Consider the following 17,136-nt stretch of genomic DNA (forward strand, 5'->3'; position numbering starts at 1 on the left):
GTAAAATTTATTCCAAAACATCATTTACTTCACGCATCACTGACAAATAAAACGCAAATCTAAAATCAAATTGAATTTTTCAGATGGCCTTTGCTGTTTGAATATTTTTAACCTATACCATACACACACTTTTTCATGAATATTTTTGAAGCCTTACTATTATTGTGCCTGCTGATTGTCATTAGCGCGTTTGTGTCCTGTTCCGAACTAGCGCTTGCTTCGGCACGCAAAATCAAATTGCAGGTCATGGCGAAAGACGGCGGCGATACGCGCGCGCTTGACGTAATCAATATGCAGCAGCAGCCAGGCAGTTTTATTACTGTCGTCCAAATCGGTTTGAACGCCGTCGCCATTCTTGCCGGTATCGTTGGCGAGGCGGCAATACGTCCTTATTTTGGCAAACTATTGGAGAATGCAGGCAGTTGGGGCAGCACAGTTGCCTCTTTGCTGACTTTCTCGCTGGTTACAGGCAGCTTTATTTTAATTGCCGACCTGATGCCCAAGCGTATGGCAATGACCCATCCCGAAGCGGTGGCGGTACGCATTGTCCGTCCGATGATGTTTTTGATTTTTATCTTAAAGCCCCTTGTCTGGGTTTTTGACGGATTGGCAAACGCAATATTCAAACTCTTCAAAATCTCAACCGTCCGTCAGGAGCAGCTGACTTCGGAAGATATTTATGCCGTTGTTGATGCAGGCGCGCAGGCTGGTGTATTGAAAGAACAAGAACACTATCTGATTGAAAACATTTTCGATATGCAGGAGCGCACGGTCACTTCCACCATGAGCACGCGTGAATACATCGCCTATTTCGATAAACACGATGATAGCGATACCGTGTTGGAAATGATGTCGGACAAACCGCACAATAAATTCCTCGTATGTGACGGCGATTTGGAACGCGTTATCGGCTATATCGAATCGCATACGCTGCTGACCTTGTTTTTAAAAGAAAAAGATGTCCGTCTGACCGACAAGCGCGTGTTGCGCAAAGCCTTGTTTATCCCCGACACGCTGTCGCTTTATGATGTATTGGAGACCTTCAAGACTTCCGGTGAAGACTTTGCTGTAGTGGTGAACGAATACGCGCTGGTGGTCGGCGTGGTAACGCTGAAAGATGTGATGAGCATTGTGATGGGCGAGCTGGTCAATACCGAAGAAGAGCCGCAAATCATCCGCCGTACCGAAGATACATGGTTGGTGGACGGTGCCACGCCGCTTACCGATGTTATGCGCGCATTGGATATTGAAGAGTTTCCCAATTCGGAAAACTACGAAACTATCGCCGGCTTTATGATGTATTCCCTGCGCAAAATCCCGAAGCGTACGGATTTTCTGGTTTATGCCGGTTATAAGTTTGAAATCATCGATACCGAAAATTTGAAAATCGACCAACTTTTGGTTTCCAAACAAGGAAATATAGTGGGGAAAATATAACAAGTCGCTGGGAATACTTGAAAAGAAAATTAAAAAATGAATAAAAAGGAAAAAATATTATGACGACAACCGAACCCCAAAAATACGCCCGCAGCCTGCACGCGCCCATCAGCCTCGGCACGACTTCAGACGACCGCTTTATGCCGCGCGGCTTTCTTTCATATTTTGCCGAGCTGCCGAAATTGGTTTTAACCGAAAAATTAGATGGGCAAAACAACTGCTTTGCCGCGCACGGCCTCTATGCCCGTAGTCATGCTGCACCTACCCAGCATCCGTGGGACAAGCCTTTGCTGCAACGATGGCAGCAAATTAAAGATGATTTAGGCGATCTTGAACTTTTTGGCGAGAATATGTATGGCATTCATTCGATTGCCTATTCACAACTGGAAAGCTATTTTTACCTGTTTGCAGTCCGACGTGGCGGATATTGGCTTTCATGGGAAGAGGTTAAATTTTATGCGCAGCTGTTTGATTTTCCGACTGTGCCAGAAATCCCCATTGTCCAGCTGCTTGCAGATTTCACTCAAAAATACGCCAATGAAGATATTGCTTTAGCGCAATGGCTTGCCGCTAATTTGGGAGAGCCGTGGACAGACAGCGTACAAACTGCCGGAAAGATCGGCGGCTACGATCCGAAAACAGGAAAGGCATGCAGTGAAGGTTTTGTTATCCGGAACGCCGCTGATTTTGCCACCAACAACGGCAACCTGCCTGTTCAATCCAATGAATTCGACAATCTTTTCAAATTGGTGCGAGCCAAACATGTTAAAACCGACGTTCATTGGACGAAAACTTGGAAGCCTGCCCACCTTATCGATTACGACAAATACCATTGGCAAAGCTGGCAGTTTCAGACGGCCTGAAGTCCAATGATCCAATAATAAGAAAGACAATTATGTGGACATTCCCATATTATATATCCGGTCAACTTCCTGACTGGCAAGCATTAGAACGTCGTTTCAGCTGGTTTGCCGATATGAAGGACGTTCCCCAGGACCCTGAGTGGCATGCCGAAGGCGATGTATTTACGCATACCAAAATGGTGTGCGAAGCCCTTTTGAAACTGCCCGAGTTTCAAGCGCTTGATGAACAGGAGCAGCATATTTTGTTTGCTGCCGCCATGCTGCATGATGTGGAAAAACGCAGTACGACCAAGTGTGAAATAGAAAACGGCAAAGAGCGTATCGTTTCGCCGCATCACGCAAAAAAAGGCGAGCATACCGCCCGTACTTTACTGTATACCGAACTTGCCGCTCCGTTTGCTGTAAGAGAAGCCATTGCCAAACTCGTGCGCTTGCACGGATTGCCCTTATGGGCGATTAACAAGCCTAATCCTGAGCGAGCCGTCATAGCGGCCAGTTTGCAGGTCAATACTGAGCATCTTGCCATGCTGGCTAAAGCCGATGTACTGGGTCGTATATGTTGCGACCAACAGGATATTTTGCTGCGCATTGATTTGTTTCGTGAACTCTGTGAAGAAAATGCTTGTTGGGGTAAAGCGCGTACTTTTGCCAGCGACTACGGACGCTATCTCTATCTTAACGGCCGTAGCGAAATGCCGGATTATCAGCCATTTGATGATCAAACCTTTGATGTGTACGCCATGTGCGCCATAGCAGGTAGCGGCAAAGACAGTTACATCAGGCAACATCTTGCCCATCTGCCTATGCTGTCGCTGGATGAGATTCGCCGTGAGCGCAAACTCAATCCCGCAGATTCCAAACATACCGCCGAAGCCGTGCGTTTGGGTAAAGAGCAGGCAAAGGAATATCTGCGAGCCCGTACGTCATTTGTCTTTAATGCGACCAATCTTAACCGCGACCTGCGCAGCAAATGGCTGCCGATGTTTGCCGATTACGGCGCACGCGTGCATCTCATTTATTTGGAAGTGCCTTACACGCAATTACTATCGCAAAACCGTAACCGCGAACATTCTGTGCCGAATGATGTGTTGCACCGCATGATAGAAAAGTTAGAAATCCCTGATTACAGTGAAGCGCATACAGTGGATTCTGTGGTTTCTTCTTAAAAAGGTAAGAACCTTGTAATTAGGCCGTCTGAAAATCAAATAATCAAAAAAGAAAACCGGATTTCCATCAGCTGGGGATCCGGTTTGTTTTATTTTCAACTTAGAACGTCAGCCTTACACCGGCGCGGACAGAGCGGCCCGGCAATGGTGCGATATATTTGAGCATGGAGTTTTGCGGTCTTGCGGTACGGTTGGCAAGGTTGCGTGCATCGAGGAACCATTCGGCTGTCGATTTTCCATGTTTGGTGGTATGGCTCATGTACATATCCCACATGGTATAGCCGCCTAAAACAGGCTCTTTGTAGTTGGCAGCCATGTTTCCTGTATGTTTGGCTGGGCGGTAGCGTGTCAGGCTGGTGCCCAGTTGCCAGTTGCCTTTATTCCATGTCAGGCCCGCGCCGTAGCGGGATACGGGCATATTGGGCATGTAATAGCCGTTGTTGCGGACACGGTTGCCATTGCCTAATGTGCTGTTGCGTTCGTCGTCCAAATCGGCGCGGTTGTGTACGAAATCGCCAAATAGGCGTGCTTCCAATGTGCCGTATTTATTCAGGTCAAACCATTGGTTTACCTCCAATTCTACGCCGTGAAGCTGGGTATCGCCAGAGCGCCAGTATTTGGTTGGCAGACGTTGGCCGCCGTCATGTGCGGCATCTACGAGGAAGGTATAGTCTTTAAATTGGGTTTTATACCAGCTTGCACGGAAGCGGCCGTCTTTCCAACCGATTTCGCCGTTTACTTCCCAAGTACCTGCTGTTTCCGGACGTAGGACATCGACTCCCCAGTGTGATTCTGAAGCCATCAGTGCATAGTGATCGCCACCTGCATACAACTCGTTGACTTCAGGGGCGCGTTGTGAACGGCTGTATCGTGCGCCCAGTTTTAAGAAGTCAAACAAATCTACGCCTAAGCCTGCATGATAGTGGTTTAAGCTGTATTTCAGACGGCCTCTCTCTTCCAATCCTTTAACGGTCGAACTGTTGCGTCCAGGTTTGTAATCGCCGATGTCGACCGAGTGACGGACTTCGCCATGTCGCCAACCCAAAGACGCATTCCAGTTTTTCCACTTGAAGTTTTCCAAAGCGAAAATGCCGTATTCTTTGCTGTCGGTATCGGGCAGGTAGGCATAGTTTCCGGTGCGTTTGCCGTTGATGCCTGAAGATTCTGTACTGCGCTGTTTCCAATCTGCGCCCAATGTACCTTTCAGCCAAGAACTTGCTTTGTGGTTGAACTCCAAACGGCTTTGGAAAGTTTTGCTGTCCAAAGTTTGCATTTTGGTGTCGCCCAAGTATTCGGATGTTGGGTTTTGTGTATAGGCGGCTTGGAATTTGATGTTTTCAATCCATGGCGTCAATGGACGGTACATGGCTTCTGCCTGCCAACGGGTTTGTTGGGCACGTACGGAAGCGTATTCGCGTACCGGTGCTTTGTGGGTTCCGCCGTGGTGGTGGCCTGATTCGGCAAAATTGTAATAGCCGAAGCCTGCAATACCGGATTTGCTCAAGAAGCGGCTGACGGATAAGCCTGCATAGCTGCGTTCACCGATATGGCTCAAGCCGAAAGCAAAGTTTTGATTACTCAGATGGCTGTTTTTCAGACGGCCTTTTTCAACAGGCATATCGTCTTTCATGGCATTGATGACTTTATTTCTAAAGTTTGGACTGCCGTCATAAAGCGGATTTTCTACCCAATCGCCCCAAAACGGTTTGTTTAATTTGTACAATTCAGATTCGTCAGGTTCCGAGCCGTCGTTATAGCGTTTCCATTGTTCAATGAAAGCCGGAATGTCTTTTGCGACATAACGGTAATAGCCTTTGTTTAAGGTTTCGGTAATGTCGGGCGTAACCTGACACGCCCACATCAGGCGAGAGCTATAAATATTGGCATGATCGTAACAGGCGGCCGGTTTGGAATCGCCCGGAATACGGTAATCATTGGCATGAGTGTCTGCCCCCGACAAATGCCAAGCCACATTGCCGACTTTGCCGTTTAATTTGAACGCTTCGACACGCGGCGTATTGTAGCCGCCGCTGACTTCGACTTTGCCGTTTAAATCTTTTTCAGGCAGTTCTGTGGCAATCACGCCGGTATCAACATCAACTGCGCCGCCAATCGCATTGCCGCCATACAAGACTGCTGCCGATGATTTTAAAACGGTAATCTTTTCCGCCATGAACGGATTGACCATCAGCGGTAAGTCAGGGCTGACAGAAGCGGCATCCGAAATACCCAAACCATTTTCACTGACATATACGCGCGAGCCGCTCAAGCTGCGGATTTGCGGTACGCCGGTATTAGGGCCGTAAGCATTGTTTTGAACGCCGGAGACTTGTTCCACAGTCTGTCCGAGCGATACGGCGCGTTTTGTTTTTAAATCGTTTGTAGTTAAAACTTCTCCATCTCTTAGATAGTCTTTTGCGCCAGGCTGCAAACGCCAGTTACTTGAAGGCGCATTACCGACAACTTTGACTTCAGGTATATCTACTTGAGGAAGTTCTTCCGCAAATGACTGGCCTGAGAAAACAGCCAAAATGGCGCATAACATTTTATTTTTGTTACATAAAAATTGTTGTTTCACCGCTTATCCTTTATTGATATCACATTACGAAAGGCATCATGATATATCTTTTCTATGGTAATTATCATAAATAAACATGTCTATTTTAATTAGTTTTGATTATTATCAATAATTATAAATATTTGTAAAATTTAGTATAGACTAGCTATTAATAATTAGTTATAAAATATTAAAAGGCCGTCTGAAACAATCCAATGTTTCAGACGGCCTTTTTATGGAATCAAAAATTGCTAGAGTTAAGACAAAGGTCTTTATTCGCAGCTCAAGTTTTTTGTTTTTTCGGCAAATGTATCCATGGCAATTTGGCACATACGTTCGCGTTGGCCTACGTCGGCGGCGGGCAGGATTTGGCGCAGGTATTTTGTGTTGTCGCGTTGGAACGATGCTTTATCGCCTGCTTTTTGGTAACACGCATCTGCACGGGTAAAGTATTGCTGGCAGATTTTCGGCAATTCTTCAAAGGACAAGGGTTTGCTTTTGTGCATGCCGTGTGCAGAGACGGATAGGGAGGAAAGGGCGCACAGCGCGATGATTAAGGTTTGGGGAATGGTTTTCATGGTAAGCCTATTTATTGAAGTGGTGTTTAAATCAATTGTTCGCCCCAATGCAGCTTTTGGCGCAGGGTTTTGAAGTATTGGTAATCGGTGGGATGGAGGACGCGCAAGGGGTTGTGATAGCGGCGGATGATGATGCGGTCGAAGTTTTGCACGTCGATATGGGATTGTCCGTCAAAATGTGCGCGTGCGTCGCCGCTTTTGGTAATGAGGATTTCAATCACGCTGGTGTCAGGGATGGCAATCGGACGGTTGGTCATGGATTGCGGGCAGATAGGCACAAGCGTGAAGGCGTGCAGACCGGCCTGCATGATGGGGCCTCCGGCGGCAAGCGCGTAGGCGGTCGAACCTGTCGGCGTGGAAATAATCAGACCGTCCGAACGTTGGGTATAGACAAATTCTTGATTGATAAATACTTCAAATTCGATCATTTGGCCTGCGCCGCCACGAGAAAGTACGGTGTCGTTGAGGGCGAGGGCGCGTTCGATGGTTTCGCCGTCACGAATGATGCTGGCTTCGATGAGGATGCGCTCTTCGGGCAGATATTTGCCTTCCAGGACGGGGCGGATGCCCTCAACCATGGTGTCGCGTGAGATTTGGGTGAGGAAGCCCAAGTGGCCTTGATTGATGCCGATGATGGGTACGGCGCGCGGGGCGACTTCACGGGCGGCGGAGAGGAAGGTGCCGTCGCCGCCGAGTACAACGACGAGGTCGCAGTATTTGCCCAGCTGGGCTTTGTTTACGGTTTCGCAGTAGGCGGAATCTTGGATATAGACGCAGTGTTCTTCTACGCTCAATTCATCCAGATAGATGGTGAAGCCGTTTTCGCGCAGAAAAGAAACCAATGTGTGGACGGTATCTTGAATCTCGGGCGTATTGGGACGTGTAACGATACCGATGTTTTTAAATGGGCTTTTCATGGTAGTAGGCCGTCTGAAATTAAGTGTCTAATCTATCCAGATATCGCGCTCGAGCCGGTCGAGGCGTTCGTTTAGGCGGGCAACGTCGTCACGCAGTTTGTCCACTTCTTCCAGCCATGCGGCAAGCGTGGCTTGGTCGATAACAGGGGATTCGGGTTCGCGTGAAAAGTCGCTAATTTGTTCGGCAATGCTTTTGCCGATTTTTTTCATGGTGCGGCCGATGTCGCCGGCGCGCGAGCTGATGCTTTCTGCGGCCACATGACCGAATACACGCGCCAAATCTTCGCTCGGATAATAGCGCAGTCCACCCAAAATAGGAAGGACGGACATGCCCAATACCAAGTCGCCTTCGAGGCTGATATCGCCCACGCCGGGCTGGCCGCCTTGGAGGATTTTTTGGATGGCGCTGTTGTGAAATGTGATGTTGGTGTCGGCGGTTTCATTTGCGGTTTCAAGAAAACCTTGTTCGCTGATGCGTCCGGTCAGTCTGAAACCGGTCAGGCTGATGCAGATGATGCTGCCTGCAAATTCAGACAGCTCGCGCTGTTGCTCTGGATTTTGCTGTATCAGGTGGTTGATAAGGGGAAATAGGGCGGACATGGTTTACTCTAAATGCCGTCTGAAACGGATTAATGGGTTGAGTCGCAATTTTACAGGCTTAGCCCGTCTGCGCAAACGGTATTTACAATTTTGCCGTTGCTTTTGTCATCAACGATGAAATCAGGAGCCGGCAGGCCGAGTTTGGCCGCTTCGGCAGTATAAAATTCGGCCCGGCTTGGGTGGAGGGGTTCGACAATATTGCGGATGCGTTTGCCGTCTGCTTGGCAGGCCGTCTGAAAAAGGACTTGGACGGCAAGATCCTTATGAAGAATATTGATGGGTCGATTGCCGCCTTGAATGCGTGTTTTTTGAACCAGCTTGGTAACGGGATGACGGTCGGCAGAATAAAGTCCGCCCAGTCGCAGTATGTCGATATGGGGGACGGCGCTTTTCAGCAAGGCTTGCTCGATTGTGAGGATTTGACGGGCGGATTCGGTTTGCGGATCGGGCGGCGTGGTTTCATCGCATATGCGTGCTTGGTCGCCATACACGCTGGTGCTGCTGGTAAAGATGATGTGTTGTACCTTAGATTGCTCGGCAAGTTGAATCCATTTTTTCAGGGTATCGGCGTAATGGTTTAATGATGAAGGCGGAAGCAGGCAGAACCATGTCGGCTTGTTGATATGATTTTGCCACAATGCCGAACTGTGAAAAATATCATCTTGATTTAAATCGAGGATGTCGAGTTCAATCGGCAGATTGATGTCGTCGGAGGTCAGGTTGCGTTTGATGGCGGCTACCTGACTGCCTTGCTCATAACATTTTTGCGCCAGCGGCAGGCCGAGATAGCCTAAGCCGAGAATGGAAATATCGGGAAGGTGCATAAATAAAGCATCCGAAAATTAACAGGCCGTCTGAAAATAGCTTTAACTTGGTTAAAGCCACGTTTTCAGACGGCCTTTGTATGGAAAAATTAATGGTTGCTGCCGATTTTTTGGTCGAATTCAGCGCGGTGTTCCGGCAGGAGGTAAGGGCGCAACAGGCTGAGTGTGCGGCTGATGCCCCGTACTTTGGAGTCTTCGGTCAACTTGGCGCGGCCGCGCAGGGAGCTGTCAAAGTCGAACCAGTATTTCGTTACCATCCACATATTGACGGCAAGGTCGTTCATGGCGGTTTGGTCTGCGCTGATGATGTTCAGACCGTTGAGCTGGGTCAGCAGGTTGACCAACAGCGGTGAAACTTTGGCTTGGGTAAAGGTATTGTGTTCGCCCAATAATTCGGCACTGCGGGCAAGCAGGGTATTCACATCGCTGAAAAGGAAACGATATTCCCACATCACATCATAAATACCGGCCATGTAGTTGATGGAGTCTTCCACATTAGACGGCAATACGGCTTCGTTAAGGTAGACAAGCAGGGCTTCGCTGTAACGCTTGAACAATTGGACAATGATTTCGTCTTTATTGCGGAAATGGTAGTAGAGGTTGCCCGGGCTGATGCCCAAGTGGGCGGCAATGTGGTTGGTGCTGATATTGCGCTCGCCTTCTTCGTTGAACAAGGCGAGGCTGGCATTGATGATTCGTGTGTAAGTGTTGACTTTGGCAATGCGCGGCATGGGATACACTCCTTTGTTTTATAGGCTGTATGAAGTAGGCAGCCAGTTGGGTTCTGCGTGTAATTCTACCTGAAATTGAGTAAATACTGTATTACAAACATATTGTGCCAGCTGGTGGACATCTTGCGCGGACGCATTGTTTTTATTCACCAAAACCAAAGCCTGTCTGTCATGCACAGCCGCACCGCCGATCTGATGGCCTTTCAGATGACATTGGTCAATCAGCCAGCCGGCCGCGAGTTTGACCGAACCGTCAGGCTGCGGATAGCGTGGCATATTGGGGTATTGTTGCAACAAATCGGCCGCTTTTTCAGCGCTGACAACTGGGTTTTTAAAGAAACTTCCGACATTACCAAGTACGTTAGGATTAGGCAGTTTACTGTTGCGGATTGCACACACTGCATCGGAAACATCTTTGGCCGTTGCCTCTCGGCCTTGGCTCAGTTCGGCAACCGCGGTCGCTAAATCGCCATAGCCCAAGTTCGGCACAAAATGCTCTTTCAACGCAAAGACAACCGAAACAATCACATAACGCCCTTTGCCTTCCTGTTTGAACAGGCTTTCACGATAGGCAAAGTCACAGTCGGCATTGGAAAGCTCGACAAAGGTTTCCGTATCCAAATCAAAGCAGCGTACGCTATGGATAACATCTTTCGCTTCAACACCATATGCACCGATATTTTGTACCGGAGACGCGCCGACCGTGCCCGGAATCAGACTGAGGTTTTCCAGCCCGCTTAAACCCAGCCCAACCGTGTGCAAAACAAAATCATGCCAAATTTCCCCAGCCTGAGCCTCAATATAAACCAGGCCGTCTGAACGCTCAATTTCGCGTATCCCCTTGTTTTCCATATGCACAACCAGACCGGCATAGTCCTCCATCAGAAGGATATTGCTGCCGCCGCCGAGCCATAAAACAGTATCTCGGTTGAACTCGGACAGCCGGACGATGTCGCGCAACTCGTCGGCATGTTTGAGTGCAACAAATGCTTGGGCTTGGGCGCGAAGGCCGAAAGTGTTGTAGGGGGTGAGGTCGGTTTGGTATTGGATGGGTTGCATGATGATTTGTGATTTTGTGGATTCAGGTCGTCTGAAAACTTACTATTTAACAATTACGATAGGTAATGGGGTTTTGGGGCGCTTTATAATTTTCTTGGGAAGAATAGGTCAGCTTATTCACGATTTCTTCATAAATGTCGGAGCCTTCTGGTAACGGCTTGCCTTCAAACATCCAACGACCTTGAATAATATCGTCGGCAGAAATCCATCTTTCGATTTCATACACTGCCAATGTCCAGCCGCGATAGACTGCAACTGCATATTTTGCTTTTTCACGTCGGCTTCCGATTTTCCAATATTTCCGTGTGCGTTCGTAAATTTCCTTATCCCTATTGGCTTCAGGAATATTCCCAGATCTAATGTCTTTTTTCAGTTTCTCGTATTCGTTATTAATCGTAATTAAAACAATAGGTTTATCAGTTTTCAATTCTTGCGCATCATATTTTCGTTTTAATTCGGATAAGCTCATCAATCCTACTTCAGAAGAATGTGTGCCGCCTTGAATATTAGTCAGCGGCTGCTGGCTCGGTTTGACTAAGGAGAGTAGGTCTATTGCCATCGCTTCATATTCAAAAGCCTGTTTGTCTGTTTGGATGTTGTGCCGCAGAATGTAATACACGGGTTGGTTTCCACTTTGATGTATTTCCCTAATCAAGGCAATTTTATCACTTGGCGTTTCTGTTTCTTGTAATGAACCTAGGGCATGATGGAAAACGCGATTGCCCACGCCTTTACCTACATAGAAAATATTGCCATCTCTAGGGTCAATCAAGCAATAAACATAGTAAGCAAGTTTTTCTATAATAGAGGTTGAAAACATTTTTTTCCTTAAAAGTGAATAAGCCGTAAATAAAATATAAATGGAGGTCGTCTGAAAGAAATTTCAGACGACCTTATGCGATCTGACCATCTCCCTGCTGCACAATTCCAAGCACCATACCAATGCTATGGCGGCAATCGTCAGTGAAACGGTCAGCGCAGTCCAGAAGCCGTAAATGCCCATATCGGCATGATAGGCAAGCAGGTAGCCGGGCAACAGGCCGCACCCCCAGAAAGCCACGGCATGGATGAACATCGGCATTTTGGTTACTTTATAGCCGCGCAGCGCATATGAAGCGATACATTGGGTGGCATCTGCCAATTGGAATAGGGAGGCGAAAAATAAAACAGTCGCAGCAATGCCTAATACTGCCGCATCGTTGGTGTACATACCGGCCAACTGAAAGCGAAAGATGACCAAGAGCAGCGCGGTGCAGGCAGCAAGCATCCAGCCCAACACCAGTGAAACGCCTGAAATATAACGCGCCCGCAAAAAATCGCGCCGCCCGAGCGAAAAGCCAACGCGTACCGTGCTTGCCGAGCCAACGCTTTGCGGAACCATATACAAAATACCCGACAGGCTGATGACGACTTGTTGCGCGGCGACATAATCCTCGCCGAATGGCGCCACCAAAAAGACGATAAACGAAAACGCGCTGGCTTCTAAAAAATAAGACAAGCCGATGGGGGCGCCGATTTTCCAAATCTGTTTGAAAGCTGTCAAATCGGGTTTGCCGATTTTTGCCGTCAAGCCAAACGGACGGAAGAATTTTTCTTTGGCGATATACAGCCACAAAGCCAATGCGCTGAACCAAAATACCGCCGCCGTTGCCACGCCGCAACCTGCGCCGCCCAAAGCAGGCATACCGAATTTGCCATAAACGAACACATAGTTCAGCGGCACATTCAACACAAATGCCGCGAAGCTGACCAACATAATCACGCGCGGACGGTTCAAGCTGGAGGCATAAGCGTGCAGGGCGCGGTGTATCATGGCGGCAGGCATTGCCAAGCTGGTGAAGAACATATATTGCGCCATCGTGTCTTCGACATAATCGTTCAATGTCAGCCAATGACGGAACGGCGTAATCATCGCCCACATCAACAGCATACCGAATACGCCCAAACACAAACCAAACCAAATGCCCTGCATTCCTGTTTTGCCGACTTCTTCGGTTTTACCTGCACCGTACAATTGGGCAATCATCGGGTTCAACGCCGCCATCACGCCCATAAAAGTAATGTAAATCGTAGAAAACGCGCTGCTACCCAAAGCCACCGCAGCCAAATCTTCCTTGCCTGCGCCGCCGGCCATCACCGTATCGACAAAACCAATGCCCACTTGCGCCACTTGCGCCAACAGCATAGGCAGGGCGAGGGCGGTAAGCAGGCGGGTTTCTTTTAAGAAAACAGGAAAGGCAAAGCGGTTGAGGTTCAGTAGCATAATGTGTGCGGTTTGAGGACAAAGGCCGTCTGAAAACGGAAATTTAAAATTATAAAGGGTAATGTTTGTACATAGACAAAGATTGGTTTAATCGTTAAATTTTTCAGACGGCCTTAAATGTCGGATGTCTTTTGACGGCTTCCAACCAGCTGTCCGGCGTTTGAAACTGCATCAGGCCGTCTGAAAGCGAAACCGCGGCTTGGGTAGTCGAAGCGCGGGTCAGCTTTTCATTGGTTTCGGCATCGTAAATGGTGTAATCGATACGCAGGCAGCTTTCGATTTCGACAATGTCCATATCAACGCGGATTTTTTGGCCGAAACGGGCAGGGCGGATGTATTTGAGGTTCATCTGCACAATCGGCCAGCTGTACCCCTGCCGCCCCATTTCGTTGTAGTCATAACCGATGGAAGACAGAAAAGCGCAACGTGCGGTTTCAAGGTATTTGACATAGTTGCCGTGCCACACGATGTGCATGGCATCTACATCAAAAAAAGGAACTTCGGTTTCAAAGCTGTGTTGGCAGTAGATGTGTTTTTTCATGGCTTAAAAAAGTGAGTGTGTTGGTTTCAGACGGCGTCTTCGCCCCAAAAATCATAAAAATTGAACCATTGTAACGGATTTTGCGCACATTCTTGCGCCAAAATGTCGGCAAAACCCTGCATCGCGTCTTTGACGGCGGCTTCGCGGTTACCGCGTTTCCAGCTGGAAGTATCGGTAAAGCGGCGCAGTTTCAAATGATGGCGGCCGTTTTGTTTGACGCAAAACAGCATGTTTACTTGCGTTTTTAAAAGCGAAGCCAAAAGCCATGCGCCTTGCGGCATAGGGGCGGTGTGGCCTAAGAAATTAATATCGGCGGTTTTCTCGCCGCGGACAGGTACGCGGTCGGCCGCGATGGCAATCCATTCGCCGTCTTCGATACGGCGGTTCAATTCCATCATCAGGGTGGTGTCCAAATCGGTTACCTGAATCAGGCGGATATGTTCTGCGCCGGCTTTTTGCAATGCCTCGTTAAATGCCTGCGCGTGTTTGCTGTGCACCAATACATTGAGTCTGAAATCTTTGTGGTGTGACACCAGCGCACGGCAAACTTCGGTATTGCCCAAGTGCGAACAGGCAAAAATCTGGCCGCGTTCGTTGCGTTTGACTTGCGAATAGATGTCGTCAGGATCTTCAATCACCAAATCTTCATAACGGATTTTGCGTTGCCACACGGCAAAACGGTCGCAAACCGCTTCGCCAAATGCAACGAATTGTTTGAATACGCTGTGTTTCGGTAGGACGATATGGGGAAAGGCCGTCTGAAGACGGGTTTGATAGCGTAAGACATGACGGCGCGGTTTGGGCGCGGTTGCATAAAAATACAGCACCACAAACCAAATGCACGGCTTCATCAAAAAGGCCGGCAGATAGCGCACCATCAATGTGGTCAGGGCGAGAAACAGGCGGCTGCCGCGTTCGGGCTGCGCTGCCCAATGGGTTTGTTTATGGTCGGTCATGGTTTCAGACGGCCTTTCCGAAAACTTTACCCAATCGGTGTTTCAACATACCGAAAAACAGCCGTGTGTGCATTTTGCTGATGCGGACATTGTCGGCAAAGGCATCGAAGTGGGACACGCCGTCGGCGGCGTATTGGACGGGTGTTTTAACCCAAACCGGTTTGACGTTGCGCCAGTACAGGCGGATAAGGATTTCCGTATCGAAGTCCATGCGGTCACCTACGGTTTCTTCGCGGACGACGGACAGCGCGGGTGCAAGCGGATAGAGGCGGAAGCCGCACATGCCATCTTTGATGTCGCATGACCAAGTGTGCAGCATATTCCAGAAATCGGTAATTTTGCGTCCGTAAAGCCGTGCTTTGGGCGCGTCATCGCCGTATTGCGGCCAGCCGCAAACAACGGCTTCGGGGTTTTGCTCTGCTGCGGCGAGGAGTTTGGGTGTGTCGCTCAAGCAATGCTGGCCGTCTGCATCAACCTGCAAGACGTGGGTATAGCCATGTTCTTGAGCGTATTCCAAGCCGGTTTTGACCGCTGCGCCTTTGCCGCCGTTGATGGGGCGGTAAAGGACATCAATGCCGTCTGAAACCAAAGCCTGCAATACAGGTTTGCATTCTTCGCGTGAACCGTCGTCCACAATTAAAACGTTTAAACCGAAGCCGCGCATGGTTTGGGCAACGTGGCTGATGGTGGTCGGGTGGTTGTAATGTGGAATGAGGGCCAGGGTTTTCATAAATATTTTTTAGACGACGTTAACACAATGCAGAGTATAGCAAATAAACATGCCATGGCGTTTGAAAAGGCCGTCTGAAACGGCGAGGACAAAATCGTTTGATTTCGTTTTTCACTGTTTCAGACGGCCTTTTATATGCCATTAATTCAGCATTGTACATGACCGACATCGAGGCATAAATCATGGAACTCGTTGAGTGTGCTGCGGTGTCCGATGCTGATGATGATGCTGTCGGGCAGTTTTTGCTTTAAGGCGCGGTAGAGCATGGCTTCGGTCGGTTCGTCCAAAGCGGCGGTAGCTTCGTCAAGCAGGATGACTTTGGGCTGCGAGAGCAGGGCGCGGACGAAGGCGACGCGTTGGAGTTCGCCGGGGGAGAGTTTGTGTTGCCAGTCGTCGGGTTTATCCAATTTATCAACGAGATAACCTAAGCGGCAGGTATTCATGGCGTTGATTAGTTCCGGATGCTGCTTGTCGATGTCGGGGTAACAAATCGCATTGCGCAGGCTGCCTTGTGCCGTGTACGGGCGTTGGGGCAGGAAGAGGATGTCTTGATGTGGCGGATGGCTGACTTTGCCGCTGCTGCCGAAAGGCCAAAGCCCCGCCAGCGCGCGCAGCAGCGAGGTTTTGCCGCAACCGCTCGGGCCGCGTATCAGCAGGGAGTTGCCGTTTTTGAGGTTGATGTTGATACCGTCTAATAAAACTTCGCCGTTGTGGCGGTATAGGGCAACGTTTTCCAAGATCAGGCCGTCTGAAACTTCGGTAAGCTCGGGTTGTTGTGCGGCGTGTTTTTCTTCCGTGCTCAGCAAAAAGCCGTACAGACGCTCCAATCGGGCGCGGTAGGCGGTGAATTTGTTGTAGAACATCCGGAAGAAAGACAGCGCGTTTTGCAGTCGTGCGAAGGCTTGGACGGTCTGCTGAATGTCGCCGATTTTGATTTGTCCGGCAAACAGGCGCGGAGCTTGCAAAATAATGGGGAAGAGTTTGATGCCGTTGGTGAACATATCGTTAAAGCCGCTCAGGCAGACGCTTTGTCGAGCAATGCGCCAACGGTTGCGAATAATGGCTTTGAAGCGGTCAGAAAGCTGGTCGTGTTCGTGTTTTTCGCCGTTGTAAAACGCGACGCTTTCCGCATGGTCACGCACGCGGACAAGGGAATAACGGTAGTCGCCGTTGAGTTTTTCGTTTTCATAATTAAAACGAATCAAAGGGTTGCCTATCCACATGGCGATAAAGGTCGCCAAAATCACAAACATATAGACAAACCAAACGATGCCGTGCGGAATATCGAAGCCGAACACGGTCAGGATGCCTGCCAAGCCCCACAAAACAACGGCAAATTCCAGCGAGGTAACGACCGAATTGACCATGCCGCGCACAAATTCAATGGTCGAAGCAATGAATTCCTGCGCGTCCTGTTGGATACGCTGGTCAATATTGTCCGGCGCATGGCGGCGCATTTGCAGGCGGTAGTAGTTTTTGTCGGCAAGCCAGCGCGAAGTTAAAACTTCATTGAGCCGCTCCGACCATTTAATCGCCAAGCCTTGATCGAGAAAGTCGTTGACGACGTTGTTAAACGCCCGTATCAGCACCACGCCTGCGTTCATCGCTGCAAACATCCAAAACGCGGAGGCGTTCAAATCCTGCATCGAGTCGTAAAGCCCTTTGGACATAAATGTACTCAACACATTCAGCCGCACTTCGGTTAACAGCAACGTAATCATCGCCGTAATCAGCAGCAATACTTTAACTGCACTTTTCGGCGTCAGGCAAAGGCGCAGGATATAGCTAAACTCGCGCCCGAAGCGTGTGTTGCGTGCAAAAAACAGAATTACCGCCGAAGCTGCGGCGACCATCAACAAGGTCTGCACCAACCAAGACGGTGAGGAATAAAGCTCGGTTTGCCATTTTTGCATG

The 17,136-nt window shown here is 49.0% G+C and carries 16 protein-coding genes; 3 read left to right on the top strand and 13 right to left on the bottom strand.

What is annotated here, in order from left to right:
- Window positions 1–135: 135 nt before the first annotated feature.
- From HMPREF2606_RS01635 to HMPREF2606_RS01645, 3 genes are all read left to right on the top strand, one after another.
- Entirely contained in the window at window positions 136–1,437 is a 1,302-nt protein-coding gene (locus HMPREF2606_RS01635) for a polyamine export protein PaeA (RefSeq protein WP_070646004.1), read from the top strand.
- Window positions 1,438–1,496: 59 nt separating this feature from the next.
- Window positions 1,497–2,300 carry an RNA ligase family protein gene (locus HMPREF2606_RS01640; RefSeq protein ID WP_070843197.1) on the top strand — a complete coding sequence of 268 codons (804 nt, stop codon included), beginning with the start codon at window positions 1,497–1,499 and terminating at the stop codon, window positions 2,298–2,300.
- Window positions 2,301–2,413: 113 nt separating this feature from the next.
- The gene (locus HMPREF2606_RS01645; RefSeq protein WP_283122331.1) at window positions 2,414–3,466 is read left to right on the top strand and encodes an AAA family ATPase; all 1,053 of its coding nucleotides are present in this window, start codon (window positions 2,414–2,416) and stop codon (window positions 3,464–3,466) included.
- A gap of 100 nt (window positions 3,467–3,566) precedes the next feature.
- On the opposite strand, the gene HMPREF2606_RS01650 is transcribed toward HMPREF2606_RS01645, so the two are convergent.
- From HMPREF2606_RS01650 to HMPREF2606_RS01710, 13 genes are all read right to left on the bottom strand, one after another.
- Entirely contained in the window at window positions 3,567–6,011 is a 2,445-nt protein-coding gene (locus tag HMPREF2606_RS01650; protein ID WP_070714220.1) for a TonB-dependent receptor, read from the bottom strand.
- Between the two features lie 284 nt (window positions 6,012–6,295).
- Window positions 6,296–6,601 (bottom strand): hypothetical protein, encoded by a 306-nt coding sequence (locus HMPREF2606_RS01655; RefSeq protein ID WP_036491162.1) that lies wholly within the window; start codon window positions 6,599–6,601, stop codon window positions 6,296–6,298.
- A 26-nt stretch (window positions 6,602–6,627) separates the two neighbouring features.
- Window positions 6,628–7,518: an NAD(+) kinase gene (locus HMPREF2606_RS01660; RefSeq protein ID WP_003746351.1), complete on the bottom strand. Its 891-nt coding sequence runs from the start codon at window positions 7,516–7,518 to the stop codon at window positions 6,628–6,630.
- Between the two features lie 27 nt (window positions 7,519–7,545).
- A complete protein-coding gene (locus HMPREF2606_RS01665; protein ID WP_004519967.1) occupies window positions 7,546–8,118 on the bottom strand; it encodes a ubiquinone biosynthesis accessory factor UbiJ in 573 nt (190 codons plus the stop codon).
- Between the two features lie 50 nt (window positions 8,119–8,168).
- Window positions 8,169–8,942 carry a Rossmann-fold NAD(P)-binding domain-containing protein gene (locus HMPREF2606_RS01670; protein ID WP_070714024.1) on the bottom strand — a complete coding sequence of 258 codons (774 nt, stop codon included), beginning with the start codon at window positions 8,940–8,942 and terminating at the stop codon, window positions 8,169–8,171.
- 89 nt (window positions 8,943–9,031) lie between these two features.
- Window positions 9,032–9,673: a TetR/AcrR family transcriptional regulator gene (locus HMPREF2606_RS01675; protein ID WP_004519965.1), complete on the bottom strand. Its 642-nt coding sequence runs from the start codon at window positions 9,671–9,673 to the stop codon at window positions 9,032–9,034.
- An 18-nt stretch (window positions 9,674–9,691) separates the two neighbouring features.
- Window positions 9,692–10,732 carry a UDP-N-acetylmuramate dehydrogenase gene (murB, locus tag HMPREF2606_RS01680; protein WP_070714021.1) on the bottom strand — a complete coding sequence of 347 codons (1,041 nt, stop codon included), beginning with the start codon at window positions 10,730–10,732 and terminating at the stop codon, window positions 9,692–9,694.
- Between the two features lie 46 nt (window positions 10,733–10,778).
- Window positions 10,779–11,552, bottom strand: coding sequence for an LEM-3-like GIY-YIG domain-containing protein (locus tag HMPREF2606_RS01685; protein ID WP_070714017.1), 774 nt, complete (start codon window positions 11,550–11,552; stop codon window positions 10,779–10,781).
- 63 nt (window positions 11,553–11,615) lie between these two features.
- A complete protein-coding gene (locus tag HMPREF2606_RS01690; protein ID WP_070714014.1) occupies window positions 11,616–12,995 on the bottom strand; it encodes an MATE family efflux transporter in 1,380 nt (459 codons plus the stop codon).
- A 103-nt stretch (window positions 12,996–13,098) separates the two neighbouring features.
- A complete protein-coding gene (locus HMPREF2606_RS01695) occupies window positions 13,099–13,536 on the bottom strand; it encodes an acyl-CoA thioesterase (RefSeq protein WP_004519960.1) in 438 nt (145 codons plus the stop codon).
- A 26-nt stretch (window positions 13,537–13,562) separates the two neighbouring features.
- On the bottom strand, window positions 13,563–14,492 hold the full coding sequence (locus HMPREF2606_RS01700) for an LpxL/LpxP family acyltransferase (RefSeq protein ID WP_070714012.1): 930 nt from the start codon (window positions 14,490–14,492) through the stop codon (window positions 13,563–13,565).
- 4 nt (window positions 14,493–14,496) lie between these two features.
- The gene (locus HMPREF2606_RS01705) at window positions 14,497–15,222 is read right to left on the bottom strand and encodes a glycosyltransferase family 2 protein (protein ID WP_070714009.1); all 726 of its coding nucleotides are present in this window, start codon (window positions 15,220–15,222) and stop codon (window positions 14,497–14,499) included.
- A 146-nt stretch (window positions 15,223–15,368) separates the two neighbouring features.
- Window positions 15,369–17,135 (bottom strand): ABC transporter ATP-binding protein/permease, encoded by a 1,767-nt coding sequence (locus HMPREF2606_RS01710; protein ID WP_070714004.1) that lies wholly within the window; start codon window positions 17,133–17,135, stop codon window positions 15,369–15,371.
- Window position 17,136 lies beyond the last annotated feature (1 nt).

Origin of the sequence: Neisseria sp. HMSC070H10 (genome assembly GCF_001837635.1) — a bacterium.
GTDB classification, from domain to species: Bacteria; Pseudomonadota; Gammaproteobacteria; order Burkholderiales; family Neisseriaceae; genus Neisseria; species Neisseria subflava_A.

What these genes read in the sequence shown, in the direction of transcription:
- HMPREF2606_RS01635 (WP_070646004.1), top strand. Translation starts at nt 136, where the DNA reads ATGAATATTTTTGAAGCCTTACTATTATTGTGCCTGCTGATTGTCATT.
- HMPREF2606_RS01640 (WP_070843197.1), top strand. Translation starts at nt 1,497, where the DNA reads ATGACGACAACCGAACCCCAAAAATACGCCCGCAGCCTGCACGCGCCC.
- HMPREF2606_RS01645 (WP_283122331.1), top strand. Translation starts at nt 2,414, where the DNA reads ATGAAGGACGTTCCCCAGGACCCTGAGTGGCATGCCGAAGGCGATGTA.
- HMPREF2606_RS01650 (WP_070714220.1), bottom strand. Translation starts at nt 6,011, where the DNA reads ATGTTATGCGCCATTTTGGCTGTTTTCTCAGGCCAGTCATTTGCGGAA.
- HMPREF2606_RS01655 (WP_036491162.1), bottom strand. Translation starts at nt 6,601, where the DNA reads ATGAAAACCATTCCCCAAACCTTAATCATCGCGCTGTGCGCCCTTTCC.
- HMPREF2606_RS01660 (WP_003746351.1), bottom strand. Translation starts at nt 7,518, where the DNA reads ATGAAAAGCCCATTTAAAAACATCGGTATCGTTACACGTCCCAATACG.
- HMPREF2606_RS01665 (WP_004519967.1), bottom strand. Translation starts at nt 8,118, where the DNA reads ATGTCCGCCCTATTTCCCCTTATCAACCACCTGATACAGCAAAATCCA.
- HMPREF2606_RS01670 (WP_070714024.1), bottom strand. Translation starts at nt 8,942, where the DNA reads ATGCACCTTCCCGATATTTCCATTCTCGGCTTAGGCTATCTCGGCCTG.
- HMPREF2606_RS01675 (WP_004519965.1), bottom strand. Translation starts at nt 9,673, where the DNA reads ATGCCGCGCATTGCCAAAGTCAACACTTACACACGAATCATCAATGCC.
- murB (WP_070714021.1), bottom strand. Translation starts at nt 10,732, where the DNA reads ATGCAACCCATCCAATACCAAACCGACCTCACCCCCTACAACACTTTC.
- HMPREF2606_RS01685 (WP_070714017.1), bottom strand. Translation starts at nt 11,552, where the DNA reads ATGTTTTCAACCTCTATTATAGAAAAACTTGCTTACTATGTTTATTGC.
- HMPREF2606_RS01690 (WP_070714014.1), bottom strand. Translation starts at nt 12,995, where the DNA reads ATGCTACTGAACCTCAACCGCTTTGCCTTTCCTGTTTTCTTAAAAGAA.
- HMPREF2606_RS01695 (WP_004519960.1), bottom strand. Translation starts at nt 13,536, where the DNA reads ATGAAAAAACACATCTACTGCCAACACAGCTTTGAAACCGAAGTTCCT.
- HMPREF2606_RS01700 (WP_070714012.1), bottom strand. Translation starts at nt 14,492, where the DNA reads ATGACCGACCATAAACAAACCCATTGGGCAGCGCAGCCCGAACGCGGC.
- HMPREF2606_RS01705 (WP_070714009.1), bottom strand. Translation starts at nt 15,222, where the DNA reads ATGAAAACCCTGGCCCTCATTCCACATTACAACCACCCGACCACCATC.
- HMPREF2606_RS01710 (WP_070714004.1), bottom strand. Translation starts at nt 17,135, where the DNA reads ATGCAAAAATGGCAAACCGAGCTTTATTCCTCACCGTCTTGGTTGGTG.